Source organism: Fulvivirga imtechensis AK7, from assembly GCF_000331535.1.
Lineage (GTDB): Bacteria > Bacteroidota > Bacteroidia > Cytophagales > Cyclobacteriaceae > Fulvivirga > Fulvivirga imtechensis.
This window is the reverse complement of record NZ_AMZN01000055.1, coordinates 228915-245942: the sequence shown is the minus strand read 5'-3', so window position 1 is coordinate 245942 and position 17028 is coordinate 228915. Positions and strand designations below refer to the sequence as shown.

At 41.1% G+C, this 17028-nt stretch carries 18 protein-coding genes; 15 read left to right on the top strand and 3 right to left on the bottom strand.

What is annotated here, in order from left to right:
* The first annotated feature begins 13 nt into the window (after positions 1-13).
* The 9 genes from C900_RS17460 to C900_RS17420 all read left to right on the top strand — a co-directional run bounded on the left by C900_RS17460 (position 14) and on the right by C900_RS17420 (position 8324).
* The gene (locus C900_RS17460) at positions 14-1633 is read left to right on the top strand and encodes an OstA-like protein (RefSeq protein WP_009581437.1); all 1620 of its coding nucleotides are present in this window, start codon (positions 14-16) and stop codon (positions 1631-1633) included.
* Positions 1634-1754: 121 nt separating this feature from the next.
* On the top strand, positions 1755-2465 hold the full coding sequence (locus tag C900_RS28620) for a T9SS type A sorting domain-containing protein (protein WP_083867517.1): 711 nt from the start codon (positions 1755-1757) through the stop codon (positions 2463-2465).
* A gap of 105 nt (positions 2466-2570) precedes the next feature.
* Positions 2571-3383 (top strand): outer membrane protein assembly factor BamD, encoded by an 813-nt coding sequence (locus C900_RS17450; protein WP_009581435.1) that lies wholly within the window; start codon positions 2571-2573, stop codon positions 3381-3383.
* A 21-nt stretch (positions 3384-3404) separates the two neighbouring features.
* Positions 3405-3728, top strand: coding sequence for a DNA-directed RNA polymerase subunit omega (locus C900_RS17445; protein WP_009581434.1), 324 nt, complete (start codon positions 3405-3407; stop codon positions 3726-3728).
* A gap of 14 nt (positions 3729-3742) precedes the next feature.
* Entirely contained in the window at positions 3743-4945 is a 1203-nt protein-coding gene (gene coaBC, locus C900_RS17440) for a bifunctional phosphopantothenoylcysteine decarboxylase/phosphopantothenate--cysteine ligase CoaBC (protein WP_009581433.1), read from the top strand.
* The gene (gene porD, locus C900_RS17435; RefSeq protein WP_009581432.1) at positions 4938-5831 is read left to right on the top strand and encodes a type IX secretion system protein PorD; all 894 of its coding nucleotides are present in this window, start codon (positions 4938-4940) and stop codon (positions 5829-5831) included. The genes coaBC and porD overlap by 8 nt, the downstream gene beginning before the upstream one ends.
* 2 nt (positions 5832-5833) lie before the next feature.
* Positions 5834-6049, top strand: coding sequence for a hypothetical protein (locus C900_RS17430; protein WP_009581431.1), 216 nt, complete (start codon positions 5834-5836; stop codon positions 6047-6049).
* A 6-nt stretch (positions 6050-6055) separates the two neighbouring features.
* Positions 6056-7711 (top strand): DNA repair protein RecN, encoded by a 1656-nt coding sequence (recN, locus tag C900_RS17425; protein ID WP_009581430.1) that lies wholly within the window; start codon positions 6056-6058, stop codon positions 7709-7711.
* 22 nt (positions 7712-7733) lie between these two features.
* Positions 7734-8324 (top strand): hypothetical protein, encoded by a 591-nt coding sequence (locus tag C900_RS17420; RefSeq protein ID WP_040496986.1) that lies wholly within the window; start codon positions 7734-7736, stop codon positions 8322-8324.
* 50 nt (positions 8325-8374) lie between these two features.
* Here the strand turns inward: C900_RS17420 and C900_RS17415 are convergent, their stop codons facing one another.
* On the bottom strand, positions 8375-9457 hold the full coding sequence (locus C900_RS17415) for a cyanophycinase (protein ID WP_040496985.1): 1083 nt from the start codon (positions 9455-9457) through the stop codon (positions 8375-8377).
* A gap of 695 nt (positions 9458-10152) precedes the next feature.
* Here C900_RS17415 and C900_RS17410 point away from each other — a divergent pair.
* Positions 10153-11589, top strand: coding sequence for an SLC13 family permease (locus C900_RS17410; protein ID WP_040496984.1), 1437 nt, complete (start codon positions 10153-10155; stop codon positions 11587-11589).
* Between the two features lie 2 nt (positions 11590-11591).
* On the opposite strand, the gene C900_RS17405 is transcribed toward C900_RS17410, so the two are convergent.
* Positions 11592-11945, bottom strand: a complete 354-nt coding sequence (locus C900_RS17405) for a DUF6249 domain-containing protein (protein WP_009581423.1) — start codon at positions 11943-11945, stop codon at positions 11592-11594.
* 205 nt (positions 11946-12150) lie between these two features.
* On the opposite strand from C900_RS17405, the gene C900_RS17400 reads away from it, so the two are divergent.
* The gene (locus tag C900_RS17400) at positions 12151-12711 is read left to right on the top strand and encodes an RNA polymerase sigma factor (RefSeq protein ID WP_009581422.1); all 561 of its coding nucleotides are present in this window, start codon (positions 12151-12153) and stop codon (positions 12709-12711) included.
* Positions 12712-12714: 3 nt separating this feature from the next.
* Positions 12715-13245 (top strand): anti-sigma factor family protein, encoded by a 531-nt coding sequence (locus C900_RS17395; RefSeq protein ID WP_009581421.1) that lies wholly within the window; start codon positions 12715-12717, stop codon positions 13243-13245.
* A gap of 113 nt (positions 13246-13358) precedes the next feature.
* On the opposite strand, the gene ahcY is transcribed toward C900_RS17395, so the two are convergent.
* A complete protein-coding gene (gene ahcY, locus C900_RS17390; RefSeq protein WP_009581420.1) occupies positions 13359-14660 on the bottom strand; it encodes an adenosylhomocysteinase in 1302 nt (433 codons plus the stop codon).
* A 191-nt stretch (positions 14661-14851) separates the two neighbouring features.
* Here ahcY and C900_RS17385 point away from each other — a divergent pair, with 191 nt between their 5' ends.
* The 3 genes from C900_RS17385 (at position 14852) to C900_RS17375 (ending at position 16893) form a co-directional block, all read left to right on the top strand.
* Positions 14852-15424, top strand: coding sequence for a DUF1572 domain-containing protein (locus C900_RS17385; protein WP_009581419.1), 573 nt, complete (start codon positions 14852-14854; stop codon positions 15422-15424).
* A 202-nt stretch (positions 15425-15626) separates the two neighbouring features.
* Positions 15627-16244, top strand: a complete 618-nt coding sequence (locus tag C900_RS17380; protein WP_009581418.1) for an SET domain-containing protein — start codon at positions 15627-15629, stop codon at positions 16242-16244.
* Positions 16245-16470: 226 nt separating this feature from the next.
* Positions 16471-16893, top strand: a complete 423-nt coding sequence (locus C900_RS17375; RefSeq protein ID WP_009581417.1) for an EF-hand domain-containing protein — start codon at positions 16471-16473, stop codon at positions 16891-16893.
* Positions 16894-17028: the final 135 nt, after the last annotated feature.

Genomic DNA, 17028 nt, shown 5'->3' with positions numbered 1-17028 from the left:
GCGAAACAACAGTATGAAATTACTTCTAAAGATAACATATATCCTTGCACTTATTACAACTACGGCATTTTCCGGGCTGGCTCAGACACAGGTTGAACTTATAGCTACTGACGTATTGAAAGGAGGAACTGCCGATGGTGAGCAGGTAAGCAGGTTCATTGGCAATGTGATCTTCAGACATAAAGATACCAATATTTACAGCGATTCTGCGCACCATTATAAAAAGAGAAACTATATCGAAGCTTTTGGACATGTTCGAATAACAGATGGAGATTCCGTTGAGATCACTGCCGAAAAGCTTTTTTATGAAGGCAATAAAAAAGAAGCAAGACTTCGGAACAATGTCGTTTTTGTAAAAAAGGGAAAGGCTACACTTTACACCGATTTCTTAGACTATAACCGGGTAGAACAAGAGGCCCGGTACTACAACGGAGGAAAATTAGTCGATAGCATCAACGTGCTTACCAGCAAAAAAGGGTATTATGATCTAACTACCAATATGGCGTCCTTTAAGTCTAATGTAGTGGGTACCAATCCCGATTACACTCTTAAATCAGACACGCTGCAATATAGTACGGAGACCAACATTGTATACTTTCGGGCAGAAACCGAGCTCACCGATACTGAAGGCAACGTATTTACCTATGAGGAGGGGCAATATGACACCAAAGGAAAACGCTCGGACCTTAATTTAGGAGAGATAGAGACCAGGTCATACATTCTTTCCGGAAATAGTCTCTTCCTTGACGACCTCAGAAAGTACTACACCGCTACCGGAAATGTGGAGATGATCTCTAAAGAGCAGGATGTAGTGATCACCGGTGATAAAAGCTTCTATGATAAAAGAACTGGTATAGCAAAGGTATTCGGACATGCCTTGATGAAAAAAATCATGAAGGAAGACACCCTTTACCTTACAGCCGATACATTAGTAGCTATAGAAAATCAAGATCCTCAGAAAAAGAGACTGCTGGCGTATAAAAATGTGAAAATATTCAAAACAGACCTGCAGGGAAGAGCTGATTCACTGGCTTACTTCAATGCCGACTCTATTATTTACATGTATAACGACCCGGTCCTCTGGTCGAGTGGAAACCAGATGACGGCCGATTCCATCAATATAGAGATTTCCAACGGCACCATAGATAAATTGAACATGTCGGTAAATTCATTTGTGATCTCCCAGGACAGCATCGACAACTTCAATCAGATCAAAGGCCGGATGATGGTGGCTCACTTCAATAATGGGCAACTAAAGAAGGTAGATGTCAATGGCAATGGAGAAAGTCTGTTTTATGCACTCGATGATACCGAATCATACCTTGTAGGCATGAATAAAATTGTTTGCAGCTATATGGTCATTAATTTCAAAGCAAATAAAGCAGATAATATTTCCTTTTATGTCAATCCTGAGGCATCATTTATTCCTCCGCATGAACTCCAGGAACCGCAAAAGAAATTAAAGAACTTTGACTGGCGCGAAGAGGAAAAACCGAATAAAGAAGATATGCTGAGTAACAGTATATTAGCACCGGATAAAAACCTGCCCCCAGTCACTGAAGAGATTGAAAACCAAAAGGTAATGAAAACAAAACCAATTAAAAAGCAGTTAAGAAAAACAGACAACCGTTAAAGTTTCCAAAAAAAGGTTACCGGAATCTTGTCGATTAGTATCAATAATAAATATTTTTGCGTATATTAAACAGTTAGACACCTTCAACAAATAAGGTAAAAATTTATTATGTGCTGCTGATATGAGAATATTTCTAACAACAATATTGAGTTTTATGGTAATGTGTTATACACATGCTCAAAACTTTGAAATTGTTGAACATTCCGGCACATATAAAGGTCACATAGGGGAGCAAATATCTGCTCCTATCAAGATCAAAAACTTATCTGATAAGCCTCTTCAAATCATTGTCAAAAGAATAGATAAAGTGATCGGCACCAGTCAGGAAAACTATATTTGCTGGGATGGAGAATGTTATGGTGCGGACGTTAACCAGGTACCATTATCAAAGCGGATAGAACCCGGAGAAACAAGCGCCAAATTTCGCAGCGTGTTGGAATCTGGCTTAGTAGCCGGCTTTAGCACAGTTAAATATTTGATCTACGACAGAAATAACCCTGCTGATGCCATTGAGTATGAAATTACGTACACAGTAGAGGATGACTCCGCGAAGCCTACCATTTTCACATCAGAAGATGTTCGTATAAATGATGTATACCCCAATCCTGTTGTAGATTTCGCCATAGTAGATTATAACCTTTTAAAAGAAGACACAAAAGCCAAGATTGTTATTCACAACGTACTTGGAAGCATAATTGGAGAATACGAACTGGCATATCTGGAAACCAAACTGAAGATCAAAACAGAAAACTTTAACCCAGGGGTCTACTTTTATACACTATACATAGATAATGATGGTGTAATGACAAGAAAGCTTATCGTAAGAAAATAATTCCGATCTTTAAAACTACCTGCTAAATTCCTACGTTATAATACCCGGTTTGGCCAATGTTGCATTATTGCTTATTAATAAATACTAACCTATATTTGCACCCTTATGTTGAAACGGGTATTTTTTAATCATTTTTTGATTGCTTTTTTACTTTTCTCGCTGGCTTCATGCAGTAAATTCAGAAGAATAGAAAAAAGTGAAGACTGGCGTGTAAAGTATGATGCCGCTCTTAATTACTATGAAAACAAGGATTATTACAGAGCAGGCGCTTTGTTTGAGCAGATATTGCCAATAGTCCGTGGTCTTCCGGAAGGCGAAAAAGTGCAGTTTTACTTTGCATATACCCAGTATAATCAGGACTTTTTCCTGTTAGCAGCACATCACTTCAAGGTGTTCTATCAAACTTATGCGCGCAGTGAGTTTGCACAGGAAGCTCAATATATGCATGCCTACTCGCTGTATGCTAACTCTCCTGCGTATAACCTTGACCAAACAAGCAGCATAGAGGCAGTTATAGCCATGCAGGCATTTGTGAACAGGTATCCAACAAGCGCGTTCAGAGATAAAGCCACAGCGGTTATTGACGACATCCAGGAAAAGTTGGAAAGGAAGGGTTATGAAAATGCCCGTCAGTATTATAAAATGGAGAGATATAAGGCCGCTGTTGTAGCTTTCGAAACTTTTAAGAATGATTTTCCGGATTCTGAGTTTAATGAGGAGATAGCATTCTTAAAATTTATGGCACAATACGAACTGGCAAAAAAAAGTATTACATCCAGGCAACTGGAACGATATCGTGAGGCAAATGAGTTCTATTTGGAATTCATAGATACTTACCCTAACAGCAAATATGCCCGTGAGGCAGAAAAGAAATACAATGACAGTTTGGAAAAAGCAACCGAACTCGCAAAGAAATAATTTAACTTAATCAATATAATTATGGCTATTCAAGCATCTATTGTTACAAGAGATATGGACAAACTTTCGGAACCTACCGGAAATGTGTATGAAAGTGTAGCGGTCATCTCTAAAAGAGCCAGACAGATAGCGGTAAATGTAAAAGAAGAACTCAATGCTAAATTGGCTGAGTTTGCATCTACTGTAGACAATCTTGAAGAGATATTCGAAAACAGAGAACAGATCGAGATCTCAAAGTTCTACGAAAGAATGCCTAAGTCTACCAATGTAGCAATCGAAGAATTTGCCGAAGGTAAAGTGCTATTCAGACGAAGAGAAGAGGAAGAAGGCGGTTTGCAACTTTAATTATCAGTGGCATCATGCTCCAGGGAAAAAAAATTTTATTAGGAGTATGTGGGAGCATTGCTGCTTATAAATCTGCTTTACTAACAAGGCTACTCATAAAGGAAGGTGCAGAGGTAAAAGTTATTATGACTGCCTCTGCAACTGATTTTATTACCCCCCTCACACTATCTACACTATCAAAGCACCCTGTACTTACCGACTTTGTAAAAAATGAAAGCGGTGAGTGGAACAATCATGTAGAGCTTGGCCTTTGGGCCGATCTCATGGTAATAGCACCAGCCAGTGCCAATACTATGGCAAAAATGGCTCAGGGCATATGTGATAATCTTTTACTGGCCACTTATCTGTCAGCGCGATGCCCTGTATATATCGCGCCTGCCATGGACCTGGATATGTATCAGCACCCTGCCACAGCGGGCAACATCGCCCACCTCAAGAGTTTCGGCAACCATATCATTGATGCGGAGCATGGCGAACTGGCAAGTGGCTTAACAGGCACCGGAAGAATGGCCGAGCCGGAAAATATACTGGCCATTATCACAAGCGCCCCTGATAAAAAAAAAGCTCTGACTAACAAAAAAGTCCTGATCACTGCAGGTCCTACATATGAAGCGCTGGATCCCGTCAGGTTCATTGGGAATCATTCCAGCGGGAAAATGGGTTACGCTCTGGCTAATGCCATGGCGGCACAAGGTGCAGAAGTTACACTTGTGAGTGGTCCTTCAAACGCCACAATTGCTCATGCAGGTGTGCATCTCGTTAAAGTTACTTCCGCTCAGGAAATGTATGATGCCTGTATCGGCTATTTTCCAACAACTGACATCACCATACTCGCTGCTGCAGTTGCAGATTACAAACCTGCACAACAGGCCCCTCAGAAAATTAAGAAGAAATCTGAATCGCTAACTCTTGAACTGGTTAAAACCCAGGACATTGCCGCAGCATTGGGAAAATTGAAAAAAAATGGGCAGTTTACAGTTGGGTTTGCCCTCGAAACTGAAAACGAAAAGGAGAATGCCATACAAAAGATCAAAGCAAAAAACTTTGACATGATCGTTCTCAATTCATTAAATGATAAAGGTGCAGGCTTCGGGTATGACACCAATAAAATATCTATTATTGATAAACAAAATAATGTCAGGGATTTTGAGTTAAAGAATAAAAAAGATGTGGCTCAGGACATTGTTAAGACCATCATAGATACTATCCATGTATAAGTCAATTGTTGTACTTTTATTTTTACTCACCAATACTTTTGTTAGCGCACAGGAGCTCAACTGCCGGGTGACCATTAATGCCGATCAGGTACAAACCACTGACCGAAGGATATTTTCGGATATGGAAACAGCTTTTTCCCAGTTCCTTAACAATACCCGGTGGACTGACGATTCTTTCGATAGCCACGAAAGAATAAAGTGCAATATCATCATCACGCTCAAAAATCCTAAATCCATTGGCGATTACGAGGCCTCGGTACAGATACAGTCAGCCAGACCCATTTACAACTCCAACTATGAATCTATTCTTTTCAACTTTGCCGACCGTGACTGGCTTTTTGAATATGTGGAATCACAGCCTCTCCAGTTTAATGAAAATACTTTCACCACTAACCTGACATCGATGCTGGCATATTATGCCTATGTAATTCTGGGACTTGATTATGATTCATTTAGCGAATTGGGTGGCTCGATTCATTTAAGAAAAGCGCAAACTATTGTAAACAATGCTCAACGAGCTAATCGTCCTGGATGGGAAGCCTTAGGAAGCACCCGGAATCGCTACTGGTTAATGGAAAACCTGAACAACCAGCAAATGATCGAGATCAGAAAGGGGATCTATAAATATCACCGGCTGGCGCTCGATACCTACGAACAAGATCGTGATAAGAGCCGACAAATGATCCTGGAGGTATTAAAAGAGTTAAAAAAGGTGAAGGATACCTATCCCAACTCGATACTGGTAATATCATTTCTTGACGCTAAATCCGATGAACTGATCAGTATATTTTCAGAAGGTAACATCCAGGTTCGCAGAGAAGTTTTTGACGTGCTATCAACACTCGATCCTTCCAAAAGAGAGCAATATCAAAAAATCATCAAATAATCGTGGCCAAACGCTTGCTCAGAATTCCCGCACACACCATACCTGAAAAGTGGGCAGAAATTTCGGGTAAAAAGGTTAATATTGTGTTTGGTAATGGAGGCGTGTTGTTAGCTACATTACTCCAACTGAAGAATGGGAATTTGGAAATAAAAGATACACGTCTCGCTAAACAAAAGTTGGACCTGAATCAGATTTCCGAAATCATTTTAGACTATTAACTGCAGATGCTGAAACATCTCTTAATTAAAAATTATGCGCTGATCCAACACCTGGAGATCGACCCCTCTGCTAATCTTAATATCATTACAGGTGAAACAGGAGCAGGTAAGTCTATTATGCTGGGTGCCGTTGGCTTACTTCTAGGCAACCGGGCAGATACGAAGGTGCTTTTTAACGAGGAAGATAAATGTGTTATTGAAGGGCAGTTTGATGTTAAAAGCTACAATATTAAAAAAATCTTTGACGAGGAGGAGCTGGATTATGCCGACCTATCGATCTTCAGAAGAGAAATAAGCCCATCAGGCAAATCCCGGGCTTTTATAAACGATACTCCCGTGACGCTGGATGTACTCAGGAGGTTAGGCGAAAGGCTAATGGACGTACACTCCCAGCATGAAACTCTACACTTGGGGAAGCATACCTATCAACTGGCATTCGTAGATGCTTTTGCAGGTACCTCCGCATTACGTGAGTCGTATAGAAAAGATTATCAGGCTTTCCGCTCTACCATGCAGCACCTTGATCAATTGAAGAGGGAGAATGCCGAAATTGGCAAAGAGGCTGATTATAATGCTTTCCTTCTTGAGGAATTAACAAAAGCGGCATTGAAAGCTGATGAGCAGGAAGAGTTGGAATCCTCATTGGAAGTAATGGAACATGCCGAGGAAATAAAGACCCGGCTTAACGATTCGCTGGCAGCCCTTTCCAATAATGAATTTGCTGCAATTGAAGGACTACAACAAGGAAAAGTTCTCCTCGCCCAACTGAGCAGATACGGCAAAAACTATTCAAGTCTTTCCGAGAGATTAGAAAGCGTATTTATTGAGTTGCAAGACATTATCAGGGAACTTGAGAAAGAAGAAGACCAGGTAGAGTTTGACCCTGAACAAACACAAGCCACTCAAGACCGGCTGAGCTTAATATACCAACTACAGCAGAAACACCACGTGCCGGATATAAAAAGCCTGCTTGAAATACAACAGTCACTGGAAGGCAAAGCTGATCGCTTCAACAATATGGATGAGGCTATCCAACAGGCGGAAGATCAGGTAGCACAACTGCGCAAAGTTGCAGAGGAAAAAGCCAAAGAGCTTAGCAAGAAAAGAGATGCTGTGTTTGGCAACCTTGAAAAGGACCTGACATCGCTTTTAAGTCAGGTAGGCATTCCTGAAGCCTCGGTTAAGATCACTAACACCAAGACCGATCTGACTGATAAAGGTATCGATCAGATCAACATACTTTTTAGCGCCAATAAAGGCGTAGCTCCACAGGAGGTTTCAAAAGTAGCGTCAGGAGGAGAATTTTCGAGGCTGATGTTCTGTGTGAAGTATATACTTGCCGATAAAGTATCATTGCCTACGATCATTTTTGACGAAATAGACACAGGTGTATCAGGGGAAGTAGCCATGAAGCTTGGCGGCATGATGAAAAGAATGGCACAAAATCACCAGGTGATCACCATCAGCCACCTGCCGCAAATTGCTGCTAAGGGGGATAAGCACTACTTCGTATTTAAGGACAGTTCGTCACAAAAAGCACAAAGCAGGATAAAAGCGCTAACAAATAGTGAGCGTATCGAAGAGATAGCCAAAATGATAGGGGGAGAAAATCCTTCCAGTGTAGCTTTTGAAAATGCAAAAGAGCTGATCAGCTCGAGCTGATTTTTTATTATATTTAGGGATTATGTTTGATCAGGTACCCGATATTATTGAAGGCTTCACTCATACTGAATACCTGACGGTTTTTAATGCCATAATCTTCGGATACGTAGGCGCTGAGTACTTCCAGGGATGGGGCTCCATTATCAGGAACCGAAAACACATACAGTCTTACTGGCAACATCTGCTTTGGACCATTTTTGCATTTGTAATGTTCATTCAAAACTGGTGGGGCATATGGCCTCGTGTGGCAGATATCAATCAAAGTATTTTCTTTTTTATCTACTCTCTGCTTCCCATTTTTCTGTTTTATTTAATCAGCGTCATACTATTCCCTGATTTTAAAAATCAGGAGAAAGTAGTTATGAAGGAGTATTTCTATGGCAACACCCGTTGGTTATTTGCCCTTTTTGCAGTGTATTTTGTGCTTACCATTATCAGCTCATTTGTTTACAATGATATTGGCAATGTACTTGTCCAGAATATTATCAGAGGAGGCGGAGTAGTGCTCGCTGCAACAGCAGCATATTTCAACAGAACTGTATGGCTCCATGTGATATTTCTGGCGATTGGGTATTACATGCTGATACAGTTCTTTCTGGCGCTACCCACATAAAAGAGGCCACCCCAAAGCCTCAAAGTACTCCGGAGCGACCTGCTTCCCAGCTAATAAGAAATTCTTAATGTACCCCTGTCGGCATAGTAATATTGCCAGCTTCCCCCCGATCCTGAAGTCCATGTATCAAGCCACAAGTAGCGGCTCCCGGAGGAGTTACCCATTATTTTATAAACCCTGACAGCCTGCCTGTTGCGATACCAGTCTAGCGAGGCTCCAGCCTGGCAACGCTCGGGTCCCGCACCATTTTGCCTCAGGAAAAATGCGTAGCCTGATCCAAACACACGTGCTTTACCATTACTTTCAATGCAGACAGCCGTGCCCTCGTCTACACCTATGCCTTTGGCGGTCATTCCCCAGTCTTTGTTCATTCTGGCAAGAAACGTCAGATGCCGCCCTCTCCTGTCAGGATTGTCGTAGTGTGTATCGGTAATAGTATTGCCCAAATATGGAACATTTAAGAAATTCCCCCTTTGCAGTGTCATATACTGATTGTAAGGGTTATCAAGCGCTTCATCTGAATATACGGTGCCATTTGAAGCATCAAAATAGGCATCGCCCTGTATAGCGCAGCCTGCGCTTGTGCCACCAACCGGCACTTTTTTAGTGTTGATCAAATAGTTGATGGCACTTTCAACTTTTGTGTCTTTCCAATAGTTGACATAATTATACTGGTCTCCACCAGAAATAAACAGCGCCTCAGCACCTCTAATCGTAGCCTCTACACCAGGGTCGTTGGCTAAAGTTCGAGAATTGATCAGCAATGTTTCTACAGAATTAACAGACCCCAGCCCATAGATATAGCTATTGTAAGCGTCCGTTCCCGTAGCCCGAAGCACTACAAAATCACCGCCCCCGGATTTATTGATCATCCATTGTATGGCCTCATCAACATCATTGCCACCACCCATTAAAACCGTACCCTGAGTGGTGGTTCGCGAAACATCAGCCTCACTACCTACTATTCCTATAGAAGCACTGGATCTTCCGGTACTCTTACTTTTTTTACCCGGAATTTCGGTTGTCCCATTAGTGTCATTCTCATTTTCAGGGTTTATTGTTGTTTCCTCACAGGAAAACATAAAGAACATTGCGCAGGCTAAAGCCAGCCCACTTTTTATTGAAGTTTTCATTTGGTTGGGTTTTTAGGTTATAGAATACACCAACAACACTACCTTAAGCCAAGGCCAGGATCAGACAGTATTTCCGGGTATCAAATCCGGTGGAGAAAATCTACGATCAACAAAAGCGGTGGCTGTAATAACCAGCATGAGGCTTCAGGCTGTAAAACGATTGTACATACCCACTTTTTTACCCCACCTCTGTACCTCCTCCCCCGGAGGAGAGTGGTGCATGGGTATAAGCTGACCATCGGTTGTGATTACCAACTATTGACTGCTCGTCAGACTTCCACATCTACCGCTTTTCCACTTAGCCACAAGGCGTGTGTTTAGTGTTAATAAAAGAAAAAGAAAGGATGGCTCGACTAACAGTCGAAGATAGGCTGCAGGTTGCGCAAGCTGATTGGTTTAGAGTGATAACCGCAATCCCGCAGGCGGCTTCGGTATGTCTTAACAGAATCCACACCCTATTCTAATGATAAATTCTGAAAATTCAAAATTTCACCAAATAATATTCGGTCTTCAGAAATGTCCTCTGATGTTTTTGTGAGAAATGTTTTTTATGGTTAAATATGCCTGAGTCTTGAGTCGTGAGACTTTGTCGTGAGTATTGAGTAGAAGAGCAGCAATACTAACTATAAAATGAGATACTCTAGTCTCTAGTCTCAATACCCAATACTCAATACTAATATCTCAATACTGATTACATGAAAAAGCTCAACTGGTTTTTGCTATTCCTTGGTCCTTTTATCTTCATCGTTCTCCTGCAATTTCAACATTCCTCATTTTTTACCCCGGAAATCTGGAAAGTCTTAGCGCTTGCCGGATGGATGATCTCCTGGTGGGTTAGTGAGGCTGCACCCATTCCCATCACTGCACTTTTACCAATGATCCTACTTCCTCTTTTGGAAATCTTCAAAATAGGAGAAGCTGCCGCCCCCTATGCCAGTCCAATTATCTTTCTTTTCATGGGAGGCTTTATTATAGCAATAGCTTTGGAGAAACACAATTTACATTTACGAATAGCCCTGAACCTTATCAAGATCACCGGCACCAGTGGCAACGGGATTATTCTGGGGTTTATGCTTGCTACTGCGCTACTCAGTATGTGGATAAGTAATACTGCCACTGCCGTAATGATGCTTCCTGTAGCGGCATCGGTAATTCATTTGCTCTCAGATCATATGACGATAGGCAAGAACAGCAAAAACTTCGCCCCCGGACTTATGCTGAGTATTGCTTACGCAGCCAATATTGGTGGCACCATGACGCTCATCGGTACCCCTCCTAACATAGTAATGGTCGGATACCTGAAGCAAATCCTGGGTTATGAAATGCTCTTCAGTAAATGGTTACTTATGGGTATCCCTGTAGGTATGCTTTTACTATTGGTCTGTTACTTTTTATTAACCAGAGTATTGTTTCCAAACCATATGAAAAAAATCGTTGGCTCCGAAGACCTTATCACCAATAAGCTACATCAACTGGGACCGGTTTCAAAAGCGGAAAAATTAGTATTGGTAATATTCGGACTTACAGCCATCAACTGGATATTTAAATCTCAGTTGAATCAACTTATTGGGAGTGACTTGTTGACAGATACTACAATAGCTATGGCAGGCGGGGTGCTGATGTTCATAGTCCCCACCAACTCAGAGGGATCAGGTTTCTTGTTAGAATGGGGTGATACTGCAAAATTGCCCTGGGGGATACTGATCCTTTTCGGAGGAGGAATGTGTCTGGCTCAGGCGCTGGAAAAAGTCGGACTTATCCAGTTAATCGGGGAAGCTGTCAGCGCCTACGATAACATCAATCTTTTGATATTAACTCTTATAATCACTGCCATTGTTCTAATGATGACAGAATTAATGAGCAATGTAGCTCTGATAGCTATTTTTATTCCTGTAGTTATTGGCGTAGCCAATGGACTGAACGTAAATCCACTTATACTGGTAATACCTGCCACTCTGGCCTCCAGTTGTGCTTTTATGATGCCCATCTCTACCCCTCCCAATGCCATTGTATTTGCCAGTGGTCATATAAAAATGCGAGAAATGATGAAGGCAGGGATATGGCTAAATATAATGGCCGCCATTTTATTGGTGGCGGCCACAAATTTTCTGGTAAAGTGGGTATTTCTCTAGTACTACTTTAACATGGCTTCCTCCCTGGCCTTCTTTTCTTCAATAATGTAAGATAAGCCGAGCCCTAAACCACCGAAGATGAACAGCATTGAAAAATAGCTGAGTTCTCCCATATTGGTGTTACTCTCTATAAAGTAGCCCACAATAAATCCAAGACCTACTCCGATAAGGAGTAAGGAAAACCTTAACGGCCCGGAGGTATTGGATTTTCTTTTCGGAAGCTCTGCCGGATGAAGGCCCTTTTCTATCATGGCCATGCGCTCATCGTTTTCATATTTCCTCAAGTATATCACCATTACAATGCCTCCGATAATGGCTATGATAGGAATAAAGATTGCTAAAATTTCTGGTTCCATTTTCTTACCTTTTGTTAAAACATTTGCTCCTTTGACGCACCCTTCTTCAAGCAGGTTACACAGGGGTAATAAAATTTTTCATCGCACTCCGAATCCGCACATCTCCCTTATTAAGGCGTGTGAGCCAGTTAATTTATGCTAAAAATGAAAAAACTAAAAATATCATTTTTATGTGTAACTTGATAAAGGGTATTAGCGTCAAAGCATGGTGAACATTCAGAATGATGATATTTTACTCGATCGGATCATCAATGGAGAAACGGATCTTTATAATCATATTATAGAGAAATATAAAAGTTATACCTTTACGATCGCCCTGAACATCTTAAATAACAGAGAAGATGCGGAGGAAGCCACTCAGGATAGCTTCATTAAGGCATATCAGCATTTAAAAAGTTTCAATAGGCAATCGAAGTTTTCAACCTGGCTGTACCGAATTGTGTTTAACACTTCTGTTTCGTACAAACGAAAGCAAAAAGTTAAAAAAGAGACGCTGGAAACTATTAAATATACTTATTATGAGGGCCACTCTTCCGAAATGGAGATAAAAGACCAGCAAAAGTATATTCATGAGGCACTGCAAAAACTGCTTGAACTTGACAGAACGGTAATTACACTTTTCTATTTAAAAGAGTTCTCTCTTGAAGAAATCTCAGAAATCATTAATTTAAATGTAAATACCGTGAAGGTAAGGTTACACAGAGCCCGGAAACGGTTGGCTGATGAAATAAAAACAATGTTAAAAGAAGAAGCGTTAAATTTGTAGCTTATGAAAAAGCCGCTAAAAATAACAGACGAGCTGTTACTTGATTATATAGATGGTAGCCTGACTCCCGAGCAAACTGCTCAGGTCAATGAGTCACTCAATGACCCTGGAACTGCCGAGAGATTGAAGGAGTTAAAGCAAATTGATCAGTTTTTGAGTACTCAAATTCTGGAAACACCATCCAGGAATTTCACATCAAAGGTAATGGCAAACCTTCATAAGCCTATTGTTGATCAGCCGTATTATTCCAGGAGGAACGGATTTATTGTACTAGCTCTTGCGCTGCTTACGGTAATCGCCGGATCAATGTTTATGACAGAAAGCGTTGTCAGTATTGATCTTTTTAACTCAATTGATCTTACCCGGTACAATGCCCCTATTGAAATACCGCAAGTAAATATGCCTGATACCGTTAATTTAAAGATACTAACGGATGGCCTTCTTTTTACCATGGTCATACTTGCGCTGTTACTATTGGACAGGGTGGTGCTCAGGCCTTTTTTCAGAAGCAGACGAACGGAAGTGCAGTTTTGAAGGAAATATCTTAGAATAAAAGAGGCCGTCTCAAAAGCCAACGTGTCATAGGATGACGTCAGAAGCAGGCTTTTGAGACGGCCTCTTTTATTTCTGCTTATTCAAAACAGGTATTAATACCGGTAATAATCAGGCTTATAGGGACCTTCAACCGTTACACCGATATACTTAGCCTGGTCTTCATTCAAAGTTTCAAGCTCCACACCTATTTTTTGAAGATGCAGTCTTGCTACTTTTTCGTCCAGGTGCTTTGGCAATGTATACACCTTATTTTCGTAGTTGTCAGTATTGTTCCAAAGCTCGATCTGCGCCAAAGTTTGGTTAGTAAATGAATTGGACATTACGAATGAAGGGTGTCCTGTAGCACAGCCCAGGTTTACGAGCCTGCCTTCAGCTAACAAGATCACATCCCTGCCATTAGACAGCCTGTACTTATCCACCTGAGGTTTGATCTCATCTTTTTCAGCATTTTTGTTCAACCAGGCTACGTCTATTTCATTGTCAAAGTGGCCGATATTACAAACAATAGCCTTGTCTTTCATTGATTCAAAATGGCGTCCAACGATGATGTCCTTATTACCTGTAGCGGTAACTACAATATCAGCTTCTTTAACGGCATCATCCATTTTCTTTACTTCATATCCGTCCATGGCAGCTTGTAAAGCACAAATAGGATCGATCTCCGTAACAAGTACACGAGCACCGGCTCCTCTTAAGGATGCCGCAGACCCTTTTCCGACATCGCCATAACCGGCGACAACCGCTACTTTTCCAGCCATCATTACATCAGTAGCTCTTCTTATCGCGTCAACAAGAGACTCTTTACATCCGTACTTATTGTCGAATTTAGATTTCGTAACGGAGTCATTTACGTTGATAGCGGGCATTACCAACGTACCATTTTTCTCTCGCTCGATCAGTCTGTGAACACCAGTAGTTGTCTCTTCTGAAAGACCCTTAATGCCATCAACATACTGAGGGTACTTATCAAAAACCATATTGGTAAGGTCACCGCCATCATCAAGGATCATGTTCAAAGGCTGGCCATCAGGGAAGATCAATGTCTGCTCTATACACCAGTCAAACTCTTCGGCTGTCATTCCCTTCCATGCATATACAGGAACTCCGGCAGCAGCTATTGCAGCAGCAGCATGATCCTGTGTAGAGAAGATATTACAAGATGACCAGGTGACCTCTGCCCCTAATTCAACCAGTGTTTCTATCAAAACAGCAGTCTGTATGGTCATATGCAAACAGCCCGCTATTCTGGCTCCCTTTAGTGGTTTTTGCTTACCATATTCCTCACGGAGCGCCATTAGACCAGGCATTTCAGCTTCTGCTAACTCTATCTCCTTTCGGCCCCAGGCAGCCAGAGAAATGTCTTTTACCTTGTATTTCAATTTTTCCTCGATCATTATATGAAATGTGTTTTGTTTCTTTTAAAATGTGGATACAAAGTTACGATAAAGGTTCGAGAAGGGCAATTCTTAAGATAACGCACCTCTATTCCTCACCGTGGTTATTTGCTAAATAATTTGAAGCTATAGACTATAATCATACATTATTTTTGTATTAATTTTATTCAAAATCCCGAATCGTACAGCATATGAACCACAACTATATAGAAAGTAGTAAGAAGCAATTTGTATATTATCGTCAATTGGGTGAGAAGACCATAGAACAGCTTTCTGAAGAGCAACTGTTTTGGCAATACAACGAAGAGAGTAACAGCGTTGCCATCATCATTAAACATTTATGGGGAAATATGCTCTCACGATGGACAGACTTTTTAACTACCGATGGTGAAAAAGAGACAAGGAAACGGGATGAAGAGTTTGAAAACAGTGCGTTATCAAAGGGTGAGCTACTTAAAAAATGGAATGAGGGATGGGATTGCCTTTTTACAGCACTCGAAACTCTGAAAGCAGAGGATTTAGAGAAAATAATTTACATTCGCAATCAGGGTCATACCGTGTTAGAAGCCATCAACCGCCAATTGGCTCATTACCCATATCATATAGGTCAGATAATTTTTATTGGAAAAATGCTGAAGGGAAATCGATGGAAGAGCCTTTCCATTCCCAAAGGAAAATCTGAAGAGTTTAATACCGATAAGTTTTCGAAGGAAAGAAGGCACGAACATTTCACTGATGAACCCTTGAATAAGGCCAAAGATTAAAGGGCGTACCATAGTGTACTATAAATTACCAATGCAGAAGATAACAAAAAGGCTTCATTTTCCATTAGTAGTATAAGCATCATACCCTGCGCCCATGCAAACCCGAAAAAAGTGGGCTCACAGAGCGTGAGGCTGGATTATTGCTAAAAAAGAATTGTTGACCAAAAACTTTAACAAGTAAGCTTTTTTTGTATTTTCAACTATGATACATCCACATACCGAACTAAAATTCATTAACAAAGACATTGGCTACGGGGTTGTAGCTACGTCTTTCATTCCCGCAGGTACTATTACCTGGGTTTTGGATAAACTGGACCGGGAATTCACCCCCTCGGAAATAATGGCGCTGGACGACCTTCACCGAAATATTTTAGACACTTATGCCTATCGCAACAGTGTCGGCAATTTTATTCTTTGCTGGGATAACGGTCGATTTGTAAACCACAGTTTTAACTCAAATTGCTTCACCACTCCCTATGACTTCGAGATAGCTATCAGAGACATAGAGCCAGGTGAGCAACTCACCGATGATTATGGTTACCTGAACTTATCTGAGCCTTTTAGAGCTTTTCCGGAAGGAACGCGCAGAAAGGTTGTATATCCGGATGATCTGGTCAAATATGCTAAAGTCTGGGATAAAAAGCTACTCAAACCGTTTAAGCAGATCCCTACCCTGGAGCAACCCCTCCGAAGGTTGGTCAAAGATGAGCTCTGGCAAAAGATCGAGGCTATCGCTATGGGTAAAGAGCAGATGGAGTCGTTGCTCAGTTGTTACTACCAGGAGGATAAAAAACTTGGAGAAGTAAGAACTGTGGGATAACCACTGTCTCTTCCGGTATTATTGTTGGTGTCGTGGATAATATTTCTTGAACAGAAATATTATCCACGTTTTTTATTTCCATGCCCTCACAACTGTATCCATGAACATCCTGACCTTCACAGGGATATCCATTCAGCGGGTTTTTAACAGCCAATAATTTTCTTCTGGCAGCTTTTTTGAACTAATCTGAGTAGTTAAATCTAATTTGAATCCAAATTTTAAAGCTATGAAAACGTCAATTAAGATAATACTCACCTTATGTCTATCCTTATTTCTGGCATCTGCTGGTTTCGCACAAATCAAAACTGATGTTAATGACAATAACTTCAGCACCTGGGATGCCAACGCTGATAGAAGAATAGACAATAATGAGTTTAACAATAGTTTCAGAGATAATAATCCCTATATGGATTGGGATGCCAACAACGATAGTCGACTGGATGAAAATGAATGGAATAATAATTTCACTTCATACTACCAAGATCGTGACGTTGATGATGGGCTATTCGATGACTGGGATATGAACGGTGACGGCTACCTGGACGAAAATGAATACAGGGATGGCACCTTTAAGCTATGGGATGGAAATAACGACAGTTATGTGGATGAAAATGAATATGGCGAATGGTATAATGATGACATTGACTAGTCAGCGAATACCGTTGTAAGCTAATGAGTAAAGTTGAGGCCGTCTCAGGAAGTATTCTTAGACGGCCTCATTTGAATGATGGAATTTTTAGAGTTGTCCTCCAAAAGCATCCCGCTTGGGAAGGCTTTAAAACAC